The sequence below is a fragment of the Nonomuraea sp. CA-141351 genome, from assembly GCF_050944675.1.
Classification (GTDB): Bacteria; Actinomycetota; Actinomycetes; order Streptosporangiales; family Streptosporangiaceae; genus Nonomuraea.
The window spans coordinates 5207424-5224135 of the sequence record NZ_CP191982.1 but is presented as its reverse complement, the minus strand read 5'-3'; the positions used below and the strand labels follow the sequence as shown (position 1 = coordinate 5224135).

The 16712-nt window shown below is 70.5% G+C and carries 17 protein-coding genes; 8 read left to right on the top strand and 9 right to left on the bottom strand.

The genetic code is table 11. The features are described 5' to 3' along the window. Positions 1 to 36 precede the first annotated feature (36 nt). The 3 genes from ACQPWU_RS24670 to ACQPWU_RS24660 all read right to left on the bottom strand — a co-directional run bounded on the left by ACQPWU_RS24670 (position 37) and on the right by ACQPWU_RS24660 (position 2297). On the bottom strand, positions 37 to 966 hold the full coding sequence (locus ACQPWU_RS24670; protein WP_433444005.1) for a hypothetical protein: 930 nt from the start codon (positions 964 to 966) through the stop codon (positions 37 to 39). A gap of 84 nt (positions 967 to 1050) precedes the next feature. Then, positions 1051 to 1413 (bottom strand): YciI family protein, encoded by a 363-nt coding sequence (locus tag ACQPWU_RS24665; RefSeq protein ID WP_433444003.1) that lies wholly within the window; start codon positions 1411 to 1413, stop codon positions 1051 to 1053. A 65-nt stretch (positions 1414 to 1478) separates the two neighbouring features. Further along, on the bottom strand, positions 1479 to 2297 hold the full coding sequence (locus tag ACQPWU_RS24660) for an aldo/keto reductase (protein ID WP_433444001.1): 819 nt from the start codon (positions 2295 to 2297) through the stop codon (positions 1479 to 1481). Between the two features lie 139 nt (positions 2298 to 2436). Between ACQPWU_RS24660 and ACQPWU_RS24655 the strand changes: the two genes are divergently transcribed. After that, positions 2437 to 3144: a sulfotransferase family protein gene (locus ACQPWU_RS24655; RefSeq protein WP_433443999.1), complete on the top strand. Its 708-nt coding sequence runs from the start codon at positions 2437 to 2439 to the stop codon at positions 3142 to 3144. Between the two features lie 156 nt (positions 3145 to 3300). Next, positions 3301 to 4374 (top strand): DUF5685 family protein, encoded by a 1074-nt coding sequence (locus ACQPWU_RS24650; RefSeq protein ID WP_433443997.1) that lies wholly within the window; start codon positions 3301 to 3303, stop codon positions 4372 to 4374. A gap of 156 nt (positions 4375 to 4530) precedes the next feature. Here the strand turns inward: ACQPWU_RS24650 and ACQPWU_RS24645 are convergent, their stop codons facing one another. The 4 genes from ACQPWU_RS24645 to ACQPWU_RS24630 all read right to left on the bottom strand — a co-directional run bounded on the left by ACQPWU_RS24645 (position 4531) and on the right by ACQPWU_RS24630 (position 9426). Then, complete coding sequence (locus ACQPWU_RS24645; RefSeq protein WP_433443996.1) at positions 4531 to 4839, bottom strand: YbaB/EbfC family nucleoid-associated protein; 309 nt, start codon at positions 4837 to 4839, stop codon at positions 4531 to 4533. A gap of 17 nt (positions 4840 to 4856) precedes the next feature. Beyond that, the gene (locus ACQPWU_RS24640) at positions 4857 to 5735 is read right to left on the bottom strand and encodes a hypothetical protein (protein ID WP_433443994.1); all 879 of its coding nucleotides are present in this window, start codon (positions 5733 to 5735) and stop codon (positions 4857 to 4859) included. Beyond that, positions 5735 to 6523 (bottom strand): hypothetical protein, encoded by a 789-nt coding sequence (locus ACQPWU_RS24635; RefSeq protein ID WP_433443992.1) that lies wholly within the window; start codon positions 6521 to 6523, stop codon positions 5735 to 5737. Before ACQPWU_RS24635 ends, ACQPWU_RS24640 begins: the two co-directional genes overlap by 1 nt. Before the next feature lie 83 nt (positions 6524 to 6606). Beyond that, positions 6607 to 9426: a response regulator gene (locus ACQPWU_RS24630; protein ID WP_433443990.1), complete on the bottom strand. Its 2820-nt coding sequence runs from the start codon at positions 9424 to 9426 to the stop codon at positions 6607 to 6609. 163 nt (positions 9427 to 9589) lie between these two features. On the opposite strand from ACQPWU_RS24630, the gene ACQPWU_RS24625 reads away from it, so the two are divergent. The 6 genes from ACQPWU_RS24625 (at position 9590) to ACQPWU_RS24600 (ending at position 14261) form a co-directional block, all read left to right on the top strand. After that, entirely contained in the window at positions 9590 to 10276 is a 687-nt protein-coding gene (locus ACQPWU_RS24625) for a response regulator (protein WP_433443988.1), read from the top strand. Beyond that, positions 10273 to 11100 carry a glutamate ABC transporter substrate-binding protein gene (locus ACQPWU_RS24620; protein ID WP_433443986.1) on the top strand — a complete coding sequence of 276 codons (828 nt, stop codon included), beginning with the start codon at positions 10273 to 10275 and terminating at the stop codon, positions 11098 to 11100. The genes ACQPWU_RS24625 and ACQPWU_RS24620 overlap by 4 nt, the downstream gene beginning before the upstream one ends. An 81-nt stretch (positions 11101 to 11181) precedes the next feature. Beyond that, positions 11182 to 11925, top strand: coding sequence for an amino acid ABC transporter ATP-binding protein (locus ACQPWU_RS24615; RefSeq protein WP_433443984.1), 744 nt, complete (start codon positions 11182 to 11184; stop codon positions 11923 to 11925). 9 nt (positions 11926 to 11934) lie between these two features. Then, positions 11935 to 12771 carry a glutamate ABC transporter substrate-binding protein gene (locus ACQPWU_RS24610; RefSeq protein WP_433443983.1) on the top strand — a complete coding sequence of 279 codons (837 nt, stop codon included), beginning with the start codon at positions 11935 to 11937 and terminating at the stop codon, positions 12769 to 12771. Between the two features lie 4 nt (positions 12772 to 12775). Further along, a complete protein-coding gene (locus ACQPWU_RS24605; RefSeq protein ID WP_360710858.1) occupies positions 12776 to 13444 on the top strand; it encodes an amino acid ABC transporter permease in 669 nt (222 codons plus the stop codon). Between the two features lie 19 nt (positions 13445 to 13463). Beyond that, a complete protein-coding gene (locus ACQPWU_RS24600; protein ID WP_433443981.1) occupies positions 13464 to 14261 on the top strand; it encodes an amino acid ABC transporter permease in 798 nt (265 codons plus the stop codon). A gap of 363 nt (positions 14262 to 14624) precedes the next feature. On the opposite strand, the gene ACQPWU_RS24595 is transcribed toward ACQPWU_RS24600, so the two are convergent. Beyond that, a complete protein-coding gene (locus ACQPWU_RS24595) occupies positions 14625 to 15419 on the bottom strand; it encodes a hypothetical protein (RefSeq protein ID WP_433443979.1) in 795 nt (264 codons plus the stop codon). A gap of 794 nt (positions 15420 to 16213) precedes the next feature. Then, positions 16214 to 16633 carry a CoA-binding protein gene (locus ACQPWU_RS24590; RefSeq protein ID WP_433443977.1) on the bottom strand — a complete coding sequence of 140 codons (420 nt, stop codon included), beginning with the start codon at positions 16631 to 16633 and terminating at the stop codon, positions 16214 to 16216. Positions 16634 to 16712: the final 79 nt, after the last annotated feature.

Genomic DNA, 16712 nt, shown 5'->3' with positions numbered 1-16712 from the left:
TCTCCTGGTGGCTCCCCCGGCGGCCCCTGTGCGGCCTCAACCGCGCAGCAGCTTCTCTCGCCTGGCCAGCAGCCGCGCACGCTCAGCGGACAGCTGGGCGTGGCGGGCCTGCACGCGCGCGTTCATGTCCCGGACCCATTGGGCCGTCTTCGCGACCTCGGCGCGGGTTTTCTCGATCCGCTGATGCTTGATCACGTCGGTGATGACGTTGTCGAAGAAGGTGTCGACGAACCACCGCGTGTCCACCTTGGGCATGTGAGGGCGTGCGGAGATGCCGACGTCGGCCAGCTCGCGGGAGAAGACGTCCAGGGCCCGCTGGGCGTGCCAGGCCGCCTCGTCGGCGGTCAGCAGCCGGTTGTGCTCGATGGCGTCGGCGATCAGGCCGCCGCCGAAAAGGTCCCAGGTGGAGGCGCGCCTGGCCGAGTTCAGATGGCGCAGCACCTCACCGAGCGCGTCATGTGCCGCCTTCCCGGCCTGGTTGGCCTCCGCGTGCTCACGCTCTCCCGCGGCCACGCGGTCGAGGGCGGCGCCGAGATCGGCCAGCCCTCTGGCACGGGCATCACCGCTGCTGATGAGCTGTCGCTCCTTCTCGGCGAGCAACTCCGCGTATTCCTTTGAGGCCGTCGCGAGCCCGGCCAGCTCAGCCTCGGCCGCACGCGCATCCGCCTCAAGCTGGGCCAGGCGGGCCCGGTGGCCGTCGACCCGCTGCCTGGCGGCGGCCGCCTCGGCGCGCTCGCGAGCCAGATTCTCCTCGCGGATGCCCAGCAGGCGGGCCAGGATGGCGGACACCCCGCTTTCCAGGCGGGTGACGTCTTTCTCCTCCAGGGACAACGCCAGCTCCAGGTCTGTCAGGGTGCGCTCGGCTTGCTGGATCTGCTCGGCGGTGGACTCGCGCAGCCGCCGCAGGTGGTCGGCCCGATGCATTCGGGCGGCCGCGTCGCGCAGCCGCTCGTCAAGCTCCGGCAAGCTGGTCACATTCCGAAGGACGAACGAGACACTCCGAATGTTCCAACCGACCAGGCTGAGCGCCGGCGGACCGGCACGCGTCGGTCATCTCCCGGCGGGCATGGTCTCCACGGGGCGGATCTCGACCGTCGGGCAGGCCGGCCAGCTGCGCACCATGCGCAGTGCCTCGTCCAGGTCCTCGACGTCGATCTCGCAGAATCCACTGACCACTTCCTTGCCCTCGACGAACGGCCCGTCGGTGATCATCGGCTCGCCCCCGCCGCGCGGGAGCCGTACCGTGGTGGCGGTGTGGGCGGGCTGCAGCTTGCCGCCCATCCGCGCCTTGCCCGCGTGGTCGGCGAACCACTTCTCCACCTGCCGTACGGCCTCCGCCCGCTCGTCGCCGGTCATGGCGGCCAGCTCTTTCTCGTACTCCTCGGTGTCCACGAACATCAGCACGTACTTCACGTCGCCCATCTCCTTCGGTCTTTATGAGCAAGACGAACGGCGACCGGCCCGATTCGACAGAAGCCTCAGAGTTCGACGTACGTCTCGGGATCGCCGCCCTGGCGGCCGCCGCCGAGCGAGCTGATCCTGGCCATCTCGTCGTCCGTCAGGCTGAAGTCGAACACCTCGAGGTTCTGCCGCATGCGCTCGGGGTCGGCCGACTTGGGGATAGGCACGGCGCCGAGCTGCAGGTGCCAGCGGAGCACCACCTGGGCGGGGGTACGGCCGTGCGCGGCGGCGGTCTCGGCCACCGCGGGCTCGTCGAACAGCTTGGGGCCGCGGCCGAGCGGGGTCCACGACTCGGTCACGATGCCGTGCTCGGCATGCCAGGCCAGCAGCTCGCGCTGGGCGAAGCCGGGGTGCAGCTCGACCTGGTTGACGGCCGGCCAGACGCCGGTCTCCTCCACCAGGCGCTCGATCTGCTCCGGCGTGAAGTTGGAGACGCCGATGGAGCGGGCCAGGCCCTGCTCCTGCAGGTGGACGAAGGCGCGCCAGGTGTCGGCGTAGAGCCCGCGGCCCGGCAGCGGCCAGTGGATGAGGTAGAGGTCCACGTAGTCGAGCCCGAGCCGGGCCCTGCTCTCCTCGAACCCGCGCAGGGCCGCGTCGTATCCGTGCTGGGAGCCGCGCAGCTTGGTGGTGACGAACAGCTCCTCGCGGGCCACGTCCGCGTCGGCGACCGCGGCGCCCACGCCGGCCTCGTTGCCGTAGCTGGCGGCGGTGTCGATGAGCCGGTAGCCCAGCGGGATGGCTTGCGTCACCGCCTGGCGGGCCTGCTCGTCGTCCATGGGCCAGGTGCCCAGGCCGAGCCGCGGCATCTTCCGTCCGTCGCTAAGCGTGATGGTCATGGATGTGATCCTCCCCCGGTGCCGCGCTTTGTCACCTTTCGGCCGCGACGCGCCTCATAACTAGGGGACCGGTGATTTGCCGGAACCACCTCCTCCGTTCAGCATCGGAGGAGCCAGCCAACACCCCATGGAGGCAACAGTGTTGAGAGTGATCGGCGCGGGATTCCCGCGTACCGGCACCAGTTCGATGAAGGCGGCACTGGAACGACTCGGGTTCGGGCCGTGCCACCACATGTTCGACATCCTCACCAACCCCGACCGCGTCGAGAGGTGGCTGCCCCTGGCCGCCGGCGAGCGGGTGGACTGGGAGCACGTCTTCGACGGCTTCCGCTCCACGCAGGACTGGCCGGCGTCCTTCTTCTGGCGGGAGCAGGCGGAGGCGTACCCGGAGGCGAAGGTCGTCCTGACCGTACGCGACCCGCACGACTGGTACAGGAGCATGCAGACGCTCGCCGCCAACGGCCCGGGGCGGCAGCTCCCACAGGACGTGCCCGAGGCGGCGGCGGCCGTGTTCGCCGGGATGGCGCGGCTCGGCCCGGTGCTGGAGCTGATCTCCCGGTCCGTGTTCGACGGCAGGGGAAGCCTCAGGGAGGGGCTGCCCGACGAGGACGTGGCGCTGGCGGCGTTCGAGCGGCACGTGGCCACGGTCAAGGAGAGCCTGCCCGCGGAGCGGCTGCTGGTCTTCGACGTGCGTGAAGGGTGGGAGCCGCTCTGCCGGTTCCTGGGTGTGGACGTCCCGGCAGGGGAGCCGTTCCCGCACCTGAACGACGCGAAGGCGATGCGGCAGACGATGGACAGGCTGATCGCCGAGGGCACCATCGACTCGCCGTTCTCCCGGCGCGAGTGAGGATGCCGCACCGCGCGGCCGGTCAGGTGTCCAGGTAGCGGAGGATCGCCAGGACACGGCGGCTCGCCTTCGCGCGGACTCAGCCTGCTCAGCGGATCGGTGTGGGTGGTGCGGGCCGGCAGGTGCCGCACCACCCAGTACCCGTACAATTCCCCAGTGTTCGGGATCATCCGCCCCTGCGGTGAGCATGGCTGCCCGTCGTTGCGTGCGGCGTGGCAGGCGCATCTGTGCGGTCTGTGCCTGACGTTGCGGGACGGGCAGGGGCACGGGGCGCGTCTGGCCACCAATTACGACACGCTGATCATCTCGGTGCTCACCGAGGCACAGCTCCCATCGGCCGCACCACGCCGGATGGCCGGGCCGTGCGCGTTGCGCGGGTTTCGCGCCGCCGAGGTGGTGGACGCGCGGGCGTCCGGGGCGCGGCTGGCGGCCGCGGTCTCGCTGGTGCTGGGCGCGGGCAAGCTCCGCGACCACCTGGCCGACGGCGACGCCGCCTTCGGGACGGCTCTGGCCCGGCGGCGGCTGGCGGCGCGGTGGGAGGCGGGCGGGGCCCGGCTGGGGGCCGGGGTCGGGTTCGACACGGCCGTGCTGGTCGCGACCGTGGACCGGCAGCTCGATCTGGAACGCCGCGTCACCTCCCGTGGAAGCGTGCTGGAGCTGACGGCGCCCACGGAGGAGGCGGTGGCGGCGGCGTTCGCGCACACGGCGGTGCTCGCCGGGCGCCCGGGCAACGCCGCCGCGCTGGCCGAGTCGGGCAGGTTCTTCGGCCGGCTCGCGCATCTGCTGGACGCGGTCGAGGACCAGGCGGCGGACGCCGCGCGGGGCACGTTCAACCCGCTCACCGCGACGGGCACCACGGCGCGGGAGGCGCGGCGGCTGTGCGACGACGCCGCGCGTGGCCTCGCCCTGGCCCTGCGGGACGTGGAGCTGGAGGAGCGTCACCTGGTGGACGCGCTGCTCGGCACCGAGGTGCGCCGGGCGGTGGAGCGGGCGTTCCGGGGGCCGTACGAGCGTCCCGGCTGGATGCGCACCTCGGCGGCCGCCGTCACGACGCTCCTGGCCTGTGGCCTGTGGCGGCCCCAGTGGTGGAGCAGCGAAGACGGTCAGCCTGGCGACAAGCGCTGCTTCCTGCGCGACCTGGACTGCCCCGACTGCTCAGGCTGCTCGGACTGCTGCGACTGTTGTAACTCTTGTGATTCTTGTGACTGCTGCGACTGCTCGTGCAACTGACCCTGGGCCTCGGCGCAGGCGCTGTGCGGGGCGGACGGCGCGGATCGCCGCGTCGCGGACGTCGCGGGCCTCGGCGGCGGGCCACCCCCATTCACGGCATACCGCTCCAACCGGCTGTCCGCCCCCGCCGCGTGGACGACGCGCGTCCGGGGGTGGTCAGGTGTCGAAGACGGTCCTGGCCACGTCGTACGACTGCGCCGCCACGTCCTCCTCCGCCAGCCGGAACGCCGCGACGATGGCCTCCGCCAGCGCCTGCGAGCCCAGCCGCATCGCGCGGGGGTCGATGTGCAGCGCGGCCAGCGAGCCGGTGGCCTTGAGCTCGACGGCGACCTGCCCGCCGGCGCTCTCGCCGCGCCCCCTTGTCTCATCCAGCAGGCGGCTCACCTCCTCGAAGCGAGCCGTGTGCGCCGCCATCTCGGCCAGAGCGCGATCGATCTCCGGGTCACCGGTGTGCGGTGTCGTCATCGCTGTTCCTCACTCACTCAGCGCTTGAAGATGAACGCTCTGGGCGCGTGCGCAAGCGCCGAGCGGAGTGCGCCCTGTGGCGTCAGCGAGCCGCTGGCCACGAGCGGGTAGATGGTGGCGGCCGACAGAGTGCGGCGGAAGAACTTGCCCGCAGGTCCCGTGCCCAGCAGCGTGTCGGTGATCTTCGTGGCGGGGAAGAACTTGCGCACGTCGCTCAACGCCTTGATGCCGCCGTTGTAGGCCATCTCGGCGGCGAAGTGCTTGCCCGCGTACTCCCAGAGGTTGCCCGTCGGATTCCCGGTGGCCGCGGAGCTGCCCGCGTGAACGCCGGTCTTCAGGGCGGTCCACAGGACGGAGTCCGCCAGCGCGTCGAGCCCCTCCCGGACGAAGTACTGGCCGACGCGGCGCTTGCCCATCCGCATCTCCAGGATCATCTTGGTGATCTTCTGGAAGAGCGTGCGCTCCAGCCTGGCCCTGGCGACCAGCCAGTTGAACGCCTTCTTGGCCGCCTCCCTGGCCGCCGGGTAGACGAAGCCGAACAGCATCGTGAAGGCCATGGCCGCGAGCATCGTGCCGATGACCCGGAGCTGTTCGCGGTGCTCCTCCACGGCGTCGGCGTAGTCCTCGCAGCCCGCCGCCAGGTCCAGCAGCTCCTCCTGGAGCGCGGCGTAGCGGGGGGCGAGCTCCTCCGGCCACACGTCCGCGAAACGGTCCACGGAGCGGCTGTCGTTCGCCTTGCGCTCCTTGGCGACGCCGGTGCCGGTCTGGTGGGCGATCTTCCCGATGGAGGCGGCTAATGCGCGCAGCGCCTTGGCCCGATCCCGCAGGTTGCTCACGTCGGCCACCGGCACGTGCACGTCGGCGAACCAGGCCAGCGCCTGGAAGGGATCGAACATCAGGCACCTTCCTTGAGCGGCGGTGCCTTCGGGATCGGCGGCTCACCGACATCGGGGATCTTGGGCAGCGTGTTGATGATCTCTTTTTCCAGGAAGTCCCAGAACTTCTCCAGGTCGCGGAAGTTCCCCGCCGAGCTGAAGTTCTTGTCGGCGATGCGCTGCATGGCGTCGGTGAGCGAGTCGTAGCCGTCGCTGTACCACTCGGCGAACGCGCGCCCGTCGCCGTCCCCGCCGACCAGGTCGGAGGTGGTGGCCAGCGAGGTGGACTTGCGGTGGAGCGCGACAACGTCGTCGCCGGTCTTGTCGAAGAGCTCGGCCAGGCGGCGGATCGACGTCCAGTCGATCTGGACCTGGCCGCCGGGGGCACCCGGGGTGGGCGTGGGTTCCGGGTCGGGGGACGGGCGGGGGTACGGGTACGGCGCGGGAGGAGCCGACCACGTCGGCGAAGGGGTACCGGGCCACGTGGGCGTGGGGGTGCCCGGCCACGTGGGCGTGGGCGTGGGGGTGTCCGACGGGGTCGGGCTGGGGCTCGGCGAACCCGTCGGGCTCGGGCTCGGCGAACCCGTCGGGCTCGGGCTCGGCGAACCCGTCGGGCTGGGGCTCGGCGAACCCGTCGGGCTCGGCGAACCCGTAGGTGTGGGGGTCGGAGTCGGGGAGCCCGTCGGGCTGGGCGACTCCGTGGGCGTCGAGGTGGGACTGCTCGTCGGCGCCGGGCTCGAGGTAGGGCTGCTCGTGGCCGTCGGGCTCGAGGTGGTCGTTGGGCTGGGCTCACTGGAGGAATCAGCCATCAACCCTCCAATCACTACAAATGATCATGTTCAGCAACATCGCGACAGTAACTTAGACAAATTTCCCGGACGTTAACTTACTGCTACGCAGTGTTCATCCACGAGGGGGCTGCCTTGAGGAGTTCGCCCAGTTCGTCGAGCGGCTCCCGCTCGACGGCGCCCGTACGCGCCAGGTCCTCGACACGCTGGCACAACTCGGCCTCCCGTACGGCCCCGACGGTCGCGCAACTGCCCTTGAGCCGGTGCGCGAGCGAGGCCACCTCCGGCGCGTCGCCGGCCTGGACCGCCCGCCGCAGCTCCTCGAACGTCCGCGTGGCGGTGACGAGGTACGCCTCCGCCACGTCCGCGAGCGCCTCCGGCGACAGGCCCGCCAGCTCGGGCGGCAGCCCGGAGTACGCCGCCCACTCGGGGATCCTGGCCAGCACGCGCGCCCAGTCCACGGGCTTGGCCAGGTGGTCGTCCATCCCGGCCTCCAGGCAGCGGATCCGGTCGTCCGGCATCGCCGCCGCGGTCATCGCGATGATCGGGGTGTGCGTGTCCTCGCGCCGCCTGATCTCCTCGGTCGCGGTCAGGCCGTCGAGCACGGGCAGCTGGCAGTCCATGAAGACCAGGTCGTAGCCGCCGCCCAGCACGGCGCGCACGGCCTGCTCGCCGTCGTCGACCACCTCGACCTCGTGCCCGGCCTGCCGCAGCACGAGCATCGCCACCTGGCGGCTGACCTCGTCGTCCTCCGCCACCAGGATCCGGGCGCCCTGCGCGGCGGTCTCCGCCCGTTCGCGCGGCTCCCCGGGGCACTCGGTGGTGACCAGGGTGTTCTCCACGGCGGCGAGGAGGCGGCGGCGGCTGAGCGGCCGGGTGATCGACTGCACGGCGCGCTCCCCCGCGGCGCCGGGCCAGGCGAAGCCGGCGCGTCCCGGCGTGACGACCACGATGACGCTGGTGGCGTGGAACAGCGGGTCGGTGAGGATCACATGCGCGATCGACTCGGCGTCGGCGCCGAGGTCGAGGGCGACGACCGCCAGCTCGTACGGTCGCCCGTCCGCCGCGGCGGCATGCAGCAGCGAGAGAGTGGACTCCCCGTCCCTGCTCTCGTCCACCTCGAGCCCCGCGCCCGCCAGGGACCGCACCGCCAGCGCGCGGTCTTCCGGCCGCGGGTCGGCGACGAGCGCGCGCCGCCCCTGCAGGGCCTCGACCGACGGCTCCGACCAGGTCAGGACGTCCATCGGCAGCCGCACCCAGAACCGGCTGCCGACGCCCTCAACGCTGTCCAGCCCGATCTCCCCGCCCATGAGCTCGGTCAGCTGCCGGCCGATGGCCAGCCCCAGGCCGCTCCCGCCGGTCCTGCGCGTGATCGCCGAGTCGACCTGGCGGAAGACGCCGAACACCTTCTCCCGGTCGTCGGGGCCGACCCCGATCCCGGTGTCGGCGACCGCGAACCCGAGCACCGCGCGCGGGTCGCCCGGCTCCCCCTCGTCAAGGGTGACGTGCAGGTCGACGCCGCCCTGAACGGTGAACTTCAGCGCGTTGCCCACCAGGTTGGTGAGGATCTGGCGCAGCCGCGCCGGGTCCCCCGACACCTGCCGCGGCACGTCCTCGCCGAGCCGCAGCGTGAGCCAGAGCCCCTGTTCGTACGCGTGCGGCGCGAACGGCGCGACCACCTCGTCGCAGAGCCTGGGCAGGTCGAACGGCACCTCATCCACCTGGAGGTGCCCCGCCTCGATCCTGGACAGGTCGAGGAAGTCGTCGAGCAGGCGCAGCACGTTCTGGGCCGACTCCTGGGCGGTGGTGGCGTAGTGGCGCTGCTCGTCGTCCAGCCGGGTGCCCATGAGCAGGGAGTTCATGCCGAGCACGCCGTTGATCGGGGTGCGGATCTCGTGGCTGATCTTGGCCAGGAACTCGGACTTCGCGCTGGAGGCGCTGACCGCGTCGTCCCTGGCGGCGGCCAGCTCGGACGCGTACCTGGCCAGCGTGACCTGCGCCCGGCGGCGGCCGCGCGTCGTGTGGAGCTGCAGGCCCAGGCCGATGAGGATGAGCAGCGCCAGCAGCGCCGCGACGGTCAGCACGTTCGCCCTGAGCTGCTCGGCCGAGGCCAGCGCCTCGGCGGCGGACACCTCGGCGGTGACCGTCCAGCCGATGCCGGGGATCGGCTCCGAGGCCGACAGGACGGTGCCGTCGATCCCGGGGAACCTGCCGTTCCAGGTGCGGCCGGCGAGCGCCGCGTCCACCCGCGGGTCCTCGCGCAGGGAAGTGAGCGCGAGCAGCTTCCTGTCGGGGTCGGCGACGAGCACGCCGGCCCGGTCGGTGATCAGCAGCCGGATGTCCTGCGCCTCGGCGGCCTCCTTGGCGAAGTCCTGGATGGCGTCCAGGCTGTAGACGACCGCGAGGATGCCGAGCATGCGCTTGCCGTCGGCGCTGGGGATCGGCGCGGCCACCGCGACGGCCCTGGACACGCCGACCATCGTGGGCGTGTACGCCTGCGAGATGTGGGCCGCCCGCCGGTCGCGCACCGCGCGGTACCAGTCGGTGGCGCTGATGTCCTGGGGCAGCACGGTCTTGGGCTCCGCGCCCAGCATGCGCCCGTCGGACGAGACCAGGATCAGCCCGCTGACACCGTCGCGCATCTGCTTGAGCTCGCCGAGGTGGTCGCGCATGGCGCCGGCGGTGGAGTGCGCCACCGTGTCGCGTACGCCCGGGCGCTGCGCGAACGCGGTGACGAGCTGTTCGAGCGAGCCCATCTGCTGCTCCACCACGACCCGGCTCACCGAGGCGGTCGTCTTGACCCGGTCGGTGACCTCGTCGGTCACGGCCTGCTCCGACAGGGAGATACTGGAGGAGGTCAGCAGCGCCAGGGGCAGGAGGCCGAGCACCGTCCACAGGGCCGTCACCGCGAGCAGCCATCTCACCGGCGTCCGTCCTCCCCCCTGTCGTTCGGGGTACAGATTAAGAGGGAACGGACACGCGCGGCGGATCCCGGTGAGCAGAACGCGCAAAACTCGATCTTTTGTAACAAAACCCGCCTAAGCTCACTCTGATTTGTAGTAACTGGACCTGGACGAGGAGCTGGCGATGCCTGAACCCCGGGACATCACCGTTCTCATCGTGGACGACGATCCGGTCGTCACCGCGGCGCTGCACGCGCAGGTGAACAGGGTACTCGGGTTCAGGGTGGTGGGGATCGCGCACACCGGGCAGGCCGCGCTCGCCGCCGCCGGCCGCTTCGCGCCCCGGCTGGTGCTGCTCGACCTGCACCTGCCGGACCTGCCGGGACTCGAGGTGGCGCACCGGCTGCGCCGGCCCGACCAGCCGTCCGCCGACGTCATCGTGATCTCAGGGCGCAAGGAGTCGGCGACGGTACGCGCGGCCATGCAGCGCGGCGCCCTGTACTACCTGGTCAAACCGACCAGGGCGGGCACGCTCGAGCAGACGCTGCTGCGCTACGCGGCCACCGCCGAGCAGCTGGAGGCGGGCGACCGGTTCGTCGAGCAGCAGGAGATCGACCGCATCTTCCGCTCGCTCCACCTCGACCAGGGCTCCCGGCCGAAGAGCATCTCGGCGGCGACCGAGCAGCTGGTGCTCGACGCGCTGTCCGCCGTCACGGAGGACGCCTCGGCGCACGAGCTGGCCGGGATGATCGGCGTCAGCCGCGCCACCGCCCGCCGCTACCTGGAGCATCTCGCCGACCGCGGACTGGTCGAGGGGCGTCCCAAGTACGGGCCGACCGGACGCCCGCAGCACCGGTACCGCGTACGGTGAGCACGCTCAGGGTGCTGCTCGCCGTACTGCTCTGTCTCCTGCCCGCGGGCTGCGGCGAGGACAATCCCTTCCCCGAGGGCTCCACGATGTGGCGGATCAGGGAGCGCGGCATCCTCACGGTGGGTATCAAGTTCGACCAGCCGATGTTCGGCTACAAGGACCCGGCCAGCGGGCGGATCACCGGGTTCGACGCGGAGATCGCCAGGCTCATCGCGAAGGACCTCACCGGCAGCGAACGCAACATCCGGTTCGTGGAGACGGTGTCGCGCGAGCGCGAGAACTTCATCGCCCAGGGCGTGGTGGACGTCGTCATCGCCACGTACTCGATCACGCCGGCCCGCGCCCAGCTGGTCACCTTCACCGACCCGTACTACTACGCCGGGCAGGACCTGCTGGTCAGGGTCGCCGACACCACCATCGACGACGTGTCGGACCTGGACGGCAAGGACGTGTGCACGGCGAAGGGCTCCACCTCCAGCGACCGGCTGCACACCCTGGCGCCCGGCGCCCGCCTGGAGATCGTGGACGCCTACAGCGTGTGCGTGCCGGCGCTCATGGCCGGGCGGGTCGACGCGATCAGCACCGACGACACGATCCTGCTCGGCCTGCTCGACCAGCATCCGGACGTGTTCCGGCTGGCGCGCAAGCCGTTCGGGCGCGAGCCGTACGGGATCGGCGTGCGCAAGCAGGACACCGGCTTCCGCGACCACCTCAACGGGCTGATCGGTCAGTGGCTGCGCGACGGGCAGTGGGACCGCGCCTACAAGGACACCATCGGCGTCTCCGGCGCCACAGCTGATCAATCTCGCCCCGCCAATCGCTGAGCAGAACGCGCATAAGCCTTTCGGTGACACATGCGGCTCCTACGGTTACGCCAACGCTGACCGAGACAAGGAGCGTGACGCATGACTCACGCGGACCTGATCGTCCTGGACCAGGTCAACAAGCGCTTCGGCGACCACCATGTGCTCAGGGACGTCAACCTGACCGTCAGGCAGGGCGAGGTCGTGGTGGTCATCGGCCCCTCCGGAGCGGGCAAGTCGACCCTGTGCCGGGCGATCAACCGGCTGGAGACCATCGACTCCGGCACGATCAGCCTGGACGGAACACCACTGCCGGCTGAGGGCCGGGCGCTCGCCAAGCTCCGCGCCGAGGTGGGCATGGTCTTCCAGTCCTTCAACCTCTTCGCGCACAAGACCGTCCTGGACAACGTCGTCCTCGGGCAGGTCCACGTGCTGAAGCGGCCGAAGGCGGAGGCCGAGCGCAAGGCCCAGGAGCTGCTCGACCGGGTCGGCATCGGCGGGCAGGCGGCCAAGTTCCCCGCGCAGCTGTCCGGCGGGCAGCAGCAGCGGGTGGCCATCGCCCGTGCGCTGGCCATGGACCCGAAGGCGATCCTGTTCGACGAGCCGACCTCGGCGCTCGACCCCGAGATGGTCAACGAGGTGCTCGACGTCATGACCTCGCTCGCCCGCGAGGGGATGACCATGGTCGTCGTCACCCACGAGATGGGCTTCGCCCGGCGCGCGGCCGACCGGGTCGTCTTCATGGCCGACGGCGAGATCGTCGAGCAGAACACCCCCGACGCGTTCTTCGGCTCCCCGAACAGCGAGCGCGCCCAGTCCTTCCTCGCCAAGATCCTCACCCACTAAGGAGCTTCCATGTTCGGCCGTTCCCTCTACGCGACCTTCACTGTGATCGCGCTGGCCACCGCCGCCACGGCCTGCGGCGGCGGCGAGGACAGTTACGCCTCCGTCGTGGACAAGGCGAAGAACGACAAGAAGCTGGTGATCGGCGTGAAGGCCGACCAGCCGGGGCTGGGGCTGCGCACGCCCGACGGCAGCTTCACCGGCTTCGACATCGAGGTCGCCAAGTACGTGGCCAAGCAGCTCGGCGTCGAGGCCAAGGACATCACGTTCAAGGAGACCGTGTCGGCCAACCGGGAGGCCTTCATCGAGCAGGGCCAGGTCGACATGGTGGTGGCCACGTACTCGATCACCGACGCCAGGAAGCAGAAGGTGTCCTTCGCCGGCCCCTACTTCGTGGCCGGGCAGGACCTGCTGGTCAGGGCGGCCGACGCCGCGCTGACCGGGCCGGAGGCGCTGAACGGCAAGAAGCTCTGCTCGGTCGCCGGCTCCACCCCGGCGCAGAAGGTCAAGACGGAGTACGCCAAGGAGGTGCAGCTGCAGGAGGAGCGGACGTACTCGGCCTGCGTGGACCGCGTGCTCGGCGGCCAGCTCGACGCCATCACCACCGACAACGTGATCCTCGCCGGCTACGCCGCGCAGCACACGGGCAAGCTCAAGGTGGTCGGCAAGCCGTTCAGCACCGAGAAGTACGGCATCGGGCTGAAGAAGGACGACACGGCCGGGCGCAAGGCGGTCAACGACGCGCTGGAGAAGATGTTCTCCGACGGCAGCTGGACGAAGGCGCTGCAGGCCAGCGTCGGCGCCTCCGGCTTCGCCCTCCCGCAGGCCCCGCAGCTGGAGCGGTACTGATCGTATGGAAGCACTGCTGATGGAACGCGAGACGATCCTCGCCGCGTTCTGGATGACGATACGGCTGACGGCGGTCAGCGCGATCGGCTCGCTGGTGCTGGGCACGCTGCTGGCCGGCATGCGGGTGGCCCCGCTGGCCTCCCTGCGCGGCGCCGCGAGCGCCTACGTGTCCGTGGCCCGCAACACGCCGCTCACCCTGGTGCTGCTGTTCACCGGCCTCGGCGTCGGGGCGAACCTCGGGGTCGAGCTGTCGGACGACATCGCGACCAACAACTTCTGGCTCGCCGTCATCGGCCTGACCGCCTACACCTCGGCGTTCGTCTGTGAGGCCCTGCGCTCCGGACTCAACACGGTGCCGGTGGGGCAGGCGGAGGCGGCCCGGTCGCTGGGGCTGGGCTTCGTGCAGACGCTGCGGCTGATCACGCTGCCGCAGGCCTTCCGCGCCGTGGTGGCGCCGCTGGGCAGCATCCTGATCGCGCTGACCAAGAACACCACGATCGCGCTCGTGGTCGGCGTGAGCGAGGCGTCCGTGCGGATGCGGGAGATGATCGAGACGTACGGGGACCAGGTCATCGAGATCTTCCTCGGCTTCGCGGCCGGATTCGTGCTGCTGTGCCTGCCGATGGGGTTGCTGTTCGGCTGGCTGTCGCGGCGGATGGCGGTGGCGAGATGAACTTCTTGGCGGTGATGTGATGAGTTACGCGAACCTTTACGAAACGCCCGGACCCCGCGGCATCCGGCGCAACCGGGTGCTGGCGGCGGGCGTCGCGCTCGTGCTGCTGGCGCTGGCGTACGTGGTCTATGTGCGGTTCGACGCGAAGGACCAGTGGACGGCCGACAAGTGGACGCCGCTGCTGCGCGGCGACGTCTGGGCCACGTTCATCCTGCCGGGGCTGGCCGGGACGCTGGGCGCGGCCCTGGCGGGGGTGGTGCTGGCGGGGCTGTTCGGGCTCGTTTTCGCCACCGCGCGCCTGTCCGACCACCGGTGGATCCGGGTGCCCGCGGCCGCCGTGGTGGAGTTCTTCAGGTCCGTCCCGCTACTGCTGCTGATCTTCTTCGCCTTCTTCGGCTCGTACGTGCTCATCGGCGCGAACATCTCGGCCTTCGCCGCCGTCGTCTTCGGGCTCACCCTCTACAACGGCTCGGTGATCGCGGAGATCATCCGGGCCGGTGTGCAGAGCCTGCCTCGCGGGCAGGCGGAGGCGGCTTACGCGATCGGCATGCGCAAGGGGCAGGTGATGCGGCTCGTGCTGCTGCCCCAGGCGTTCCGCGCCATGATGCCCGCCATCGTCAGCCAGTTCGTGGTGCTGCTGAAGGACTCGGCGCTGGGGCTCATCGTGGGGTACGACGAGCTGGTGGATCGGGGGTTGAACGGGATCGCGGCCAACTTCTCCAACGTCATTCCGGCGGCGATCCTCATCGCGGCCATCTTCATCCTGATCAACCTCTCCCTCGACCGCCTCGCCCACCGCCTCGGCGCCACCCGCTGACCCCCCGGCCGGCCACCCGCCGAGCGCGGGGCGCAACCGACGCGGCAAGCCACCGGCCGAGCACGACACGCCGACCGCGCGTCCCGTGCACCCTGGGCACCGACCAGATGCGCCACCCCCAGCGCACGGCGCGCCGGACCGGCGACCACCGTCTCCACCGGGGCCGATCACCCCTCTCCCCCAAGGGACGTCAACCCGCGAGGCCGTGGATGGCCACTCTCCGACCATCCACGGACGTGGTCCTTCGGAAAAGGGCAAGTTGCAGAGGCAGCACCGGTCAAGAAGGGCAGCCGTGCGACGCCGGCGGCGACGCAGCTCGGGGAGCCAGGGGGCGGCGGCGAGGGCGGCCGGCGCGGAGGACACTCATCGCCGCGGCTGCAGGCGGATGACCGGTGCGCGCCTGCTTCGCGGTGCCGCCGGCATTGGGCGGACCAAGGTGGGACGGCTGGTGAAGCGCCGTCTGACGAGGATGTAGAGGATCAGCGCAGGGTAGAAGAGCAGCCTGGCCGGCTCGTCGAGCACCTCATCGAAACCGAGCCAGTGCAGCAGGCCGGCACCCACCTCGATCGACCAGCCCCCGGTGAGGCGGACGGCAAGTGCGACCAGCACGGTCACGGCCAGGTAGTCGATCAGCAGCGTCAGCACCCGATGCCACCCCGGCCTGGACGGCACGGCGACGGCAGGCTCCTCGGCGGGGCCGAGCGCGTGCGTCGCCAGAAGCACGAGCAGGGCGGCCGTCAGGAGGGACAGTTCCCACGGTCCCCATGCGGTGGCCACCGTCTTGAACCAGTCGAGGCTGAACAGCGGCAGCAGCCCATCACATGGCTCATCTCCGGAGTAGGCAGGGGTGAGCGGCCGGACGAAGGCGATCAGGGTGAGGGCCGCCGCGGCCCGGCGGCCCGCCGCGGCCGAGTGCCAGTGACCGAGAGCCGCGAGCACAGTCAGCGAGGGGAATGCCCACGTCGTCGCGAGATCGGTGATCGTGGCGAGATCGCCCCGCAGCGACAGGAACGGCGAATCGTCCCAGTCACCGAAGTCGCCCAAGCACCCGATGAGCTCCACGTACTCGCTTCCGTCTTGAGGACGCCACGTGTCCCAGGTGGGATAGGCAGCGGCGGCCAGGGCGGCCACCCAGATGAGCAGGGCTAATCGCGACAATTCGGAACTCCTTTTTGCGTCGCAACCCTACCGGTGATCTTGCGAAGGTCCCCCACCCGCGCCTACGCTGCGGCTTTTCCACCGGCTCCCTGGACCGCCCCAATGGGCTGCCTCATCATGACTCCCCGACCACGCCAGGGGACCGGTTCTCGCAGCCGGATAATTCTGGAGAATCGCCCGAATTGCACAATGCCCCTCCTCCTGACCCCGCGATGAGGTGGGTTCCTCCAAATGGCCGGGCCCCTCCGCCACCTGCCCAAAGGCCTCCTGCGCCCCCACCACCCGGTGGATTCCATCAGAATCCGGGCCGACCGAATCACCTGTGCACGCCGGGAATCGGTCTGAGCGAAAGCCGGCCATTCTCACCGGCATCACCGTGTCCATTGTGCCGGCCGTCGGTGTTTTCGCGGCCACGGTACTGATCGGGCCGTTCCGGGAGGATGTCAAGGAAGGGTTTCCGCTTCGGAGCCTCCCGTACGGGTCGGCGTCGAGGAATCCTGGAATGACGACGTCGACATGGGTTGATCACCCGCTGCCCACGGCGGCCTCCGATTGTCCGGCTTCTGCTTCACTCCGGCCTGCGACGCGGCGGGGTTCCCGTTCAAACTGTCGCTGACGGGACGAAGGAGGGGCGAGGTCAGGGTCACCGACATCGTCGGCCGGGCCCTGGCGCGCCAGGAGCCGTCGGCAGGCGCCCTCGTTTGGGGGCTGACGGGCGGCGAAGGGAACTCGTCGTCAAGCTGTCGGTCGACGGGAAGGCGGGGGATGCGAGTGATTGATCTTGGACTCGAGTCCTAAGCACCTCTGCGCAGGGCCCATTCGACGCCCGGGCAGCGATCCATGACGACGTCGAGGCCGGCGTTCAAGGCGCGCTGAGCCGCGGCCTCGTCGATGACCCCGAGCGGGAGCCAGACCGCCCCGGCCCCGATCGCCATCGCTTCGTCAACCGACTGCCCCGCGAACTCGGAACGCCGGTAAACGGCGACGACGTCCACCTTCCCCGGCACCTCGGCCAGCGACGGGTATCCGGGCTCGCCCAGCACGGTCTCGGCGGCAGGATGTACGGGGATGATCCGCTTGCCTCTGGCCTGGAGCAGCTGCGCCTGGTCATAGGCCGTACGCTCCGGGTTGTCGCTCAGCCCCACGAAGGCCCAGGTCTGCGCCTCATGAAGCAGGCGCTTGATGACATCGTCGTCCGCGAAACGATTCTCCACGCTCGCAGCAACACGGCCGCCGCGCGGGAACTTCCCGAGCGGGCAGGCACAGTACGGTGCCTCGCCTCCGGAAATGAAC

What these genes read in the sequence shown, in the direction of transcription:
- ACQPWU_RS24660 (WP_433444001.1), bottom strand. Translation starts at nt 2,297, where the DNA reads ATGACCATCACGCTTAGCGACGGACGGAAGATGCCGCGGCTCGGCCTG.
- ACQPWU_RS24645 (WP_433443996.1), bottom strand. Translation starts at nt 4,839, where the DNA reads ATGACGACACCGCACACCGGTGACCCGGAGATCGATCGCGCTCTGGCC.
- ACQPWU_RS24640 (WP_433443994.1), bottom strand. Translation starts at nt 5,735, where the DNA reads ATGTTCGATCCCTTCCAGGCGCTGGCCTGGTTCGCCGACGTGCACGTG.
- ACQPWU_RS24635 (WP_433443992.1), bottom strand. Translation starts at nt 6,523, where the DNA reads ATGGCTGATTCCTCCAGTGAGCCCAGCCCAACGACCACCTCGAGCCCG.
- ACQPWU_RS24625 (WP_433443988.1), top strand. Translation starts at nt 9,590, where the DNA reads ATGCCTGAACCCCGGGACATCACCGTTCTCATCGTGGACGACGATCCG.
- ACQPWU_RS24615 (WP_433443984.1), top strand. Translation starts at nt 11,182, where the DNA reads ATGACTCACGCGGACCTGATCGTCCTGGACCAGGTCAACAAGCGCTTC.
- ACQPWU_RS24610 (WP_433443983.1), top strand. Translation starts at nt 11,935, where the DNA reads ATGTTCGGCCGTTCCCTCTACGCGACCTTCACTGTGATCGCGCTGGCC.
- ACQPWU_RS24605 (WP_360710858.1), top strand. Translation starts at nt 12,776, where the DNA reads ATGGAAGCACTGCTGATGGAACGCGAGACGATCCTCGCCGCGTTCTGG.
- ACQPWU_RS24600 (WP_433443981.1), top strand. Translation starts at nt 13,464, where the DNA reads ATGAGTTACGCGAACCTTTACGAAACGCCCGGACCCCGCGGCATCCGG.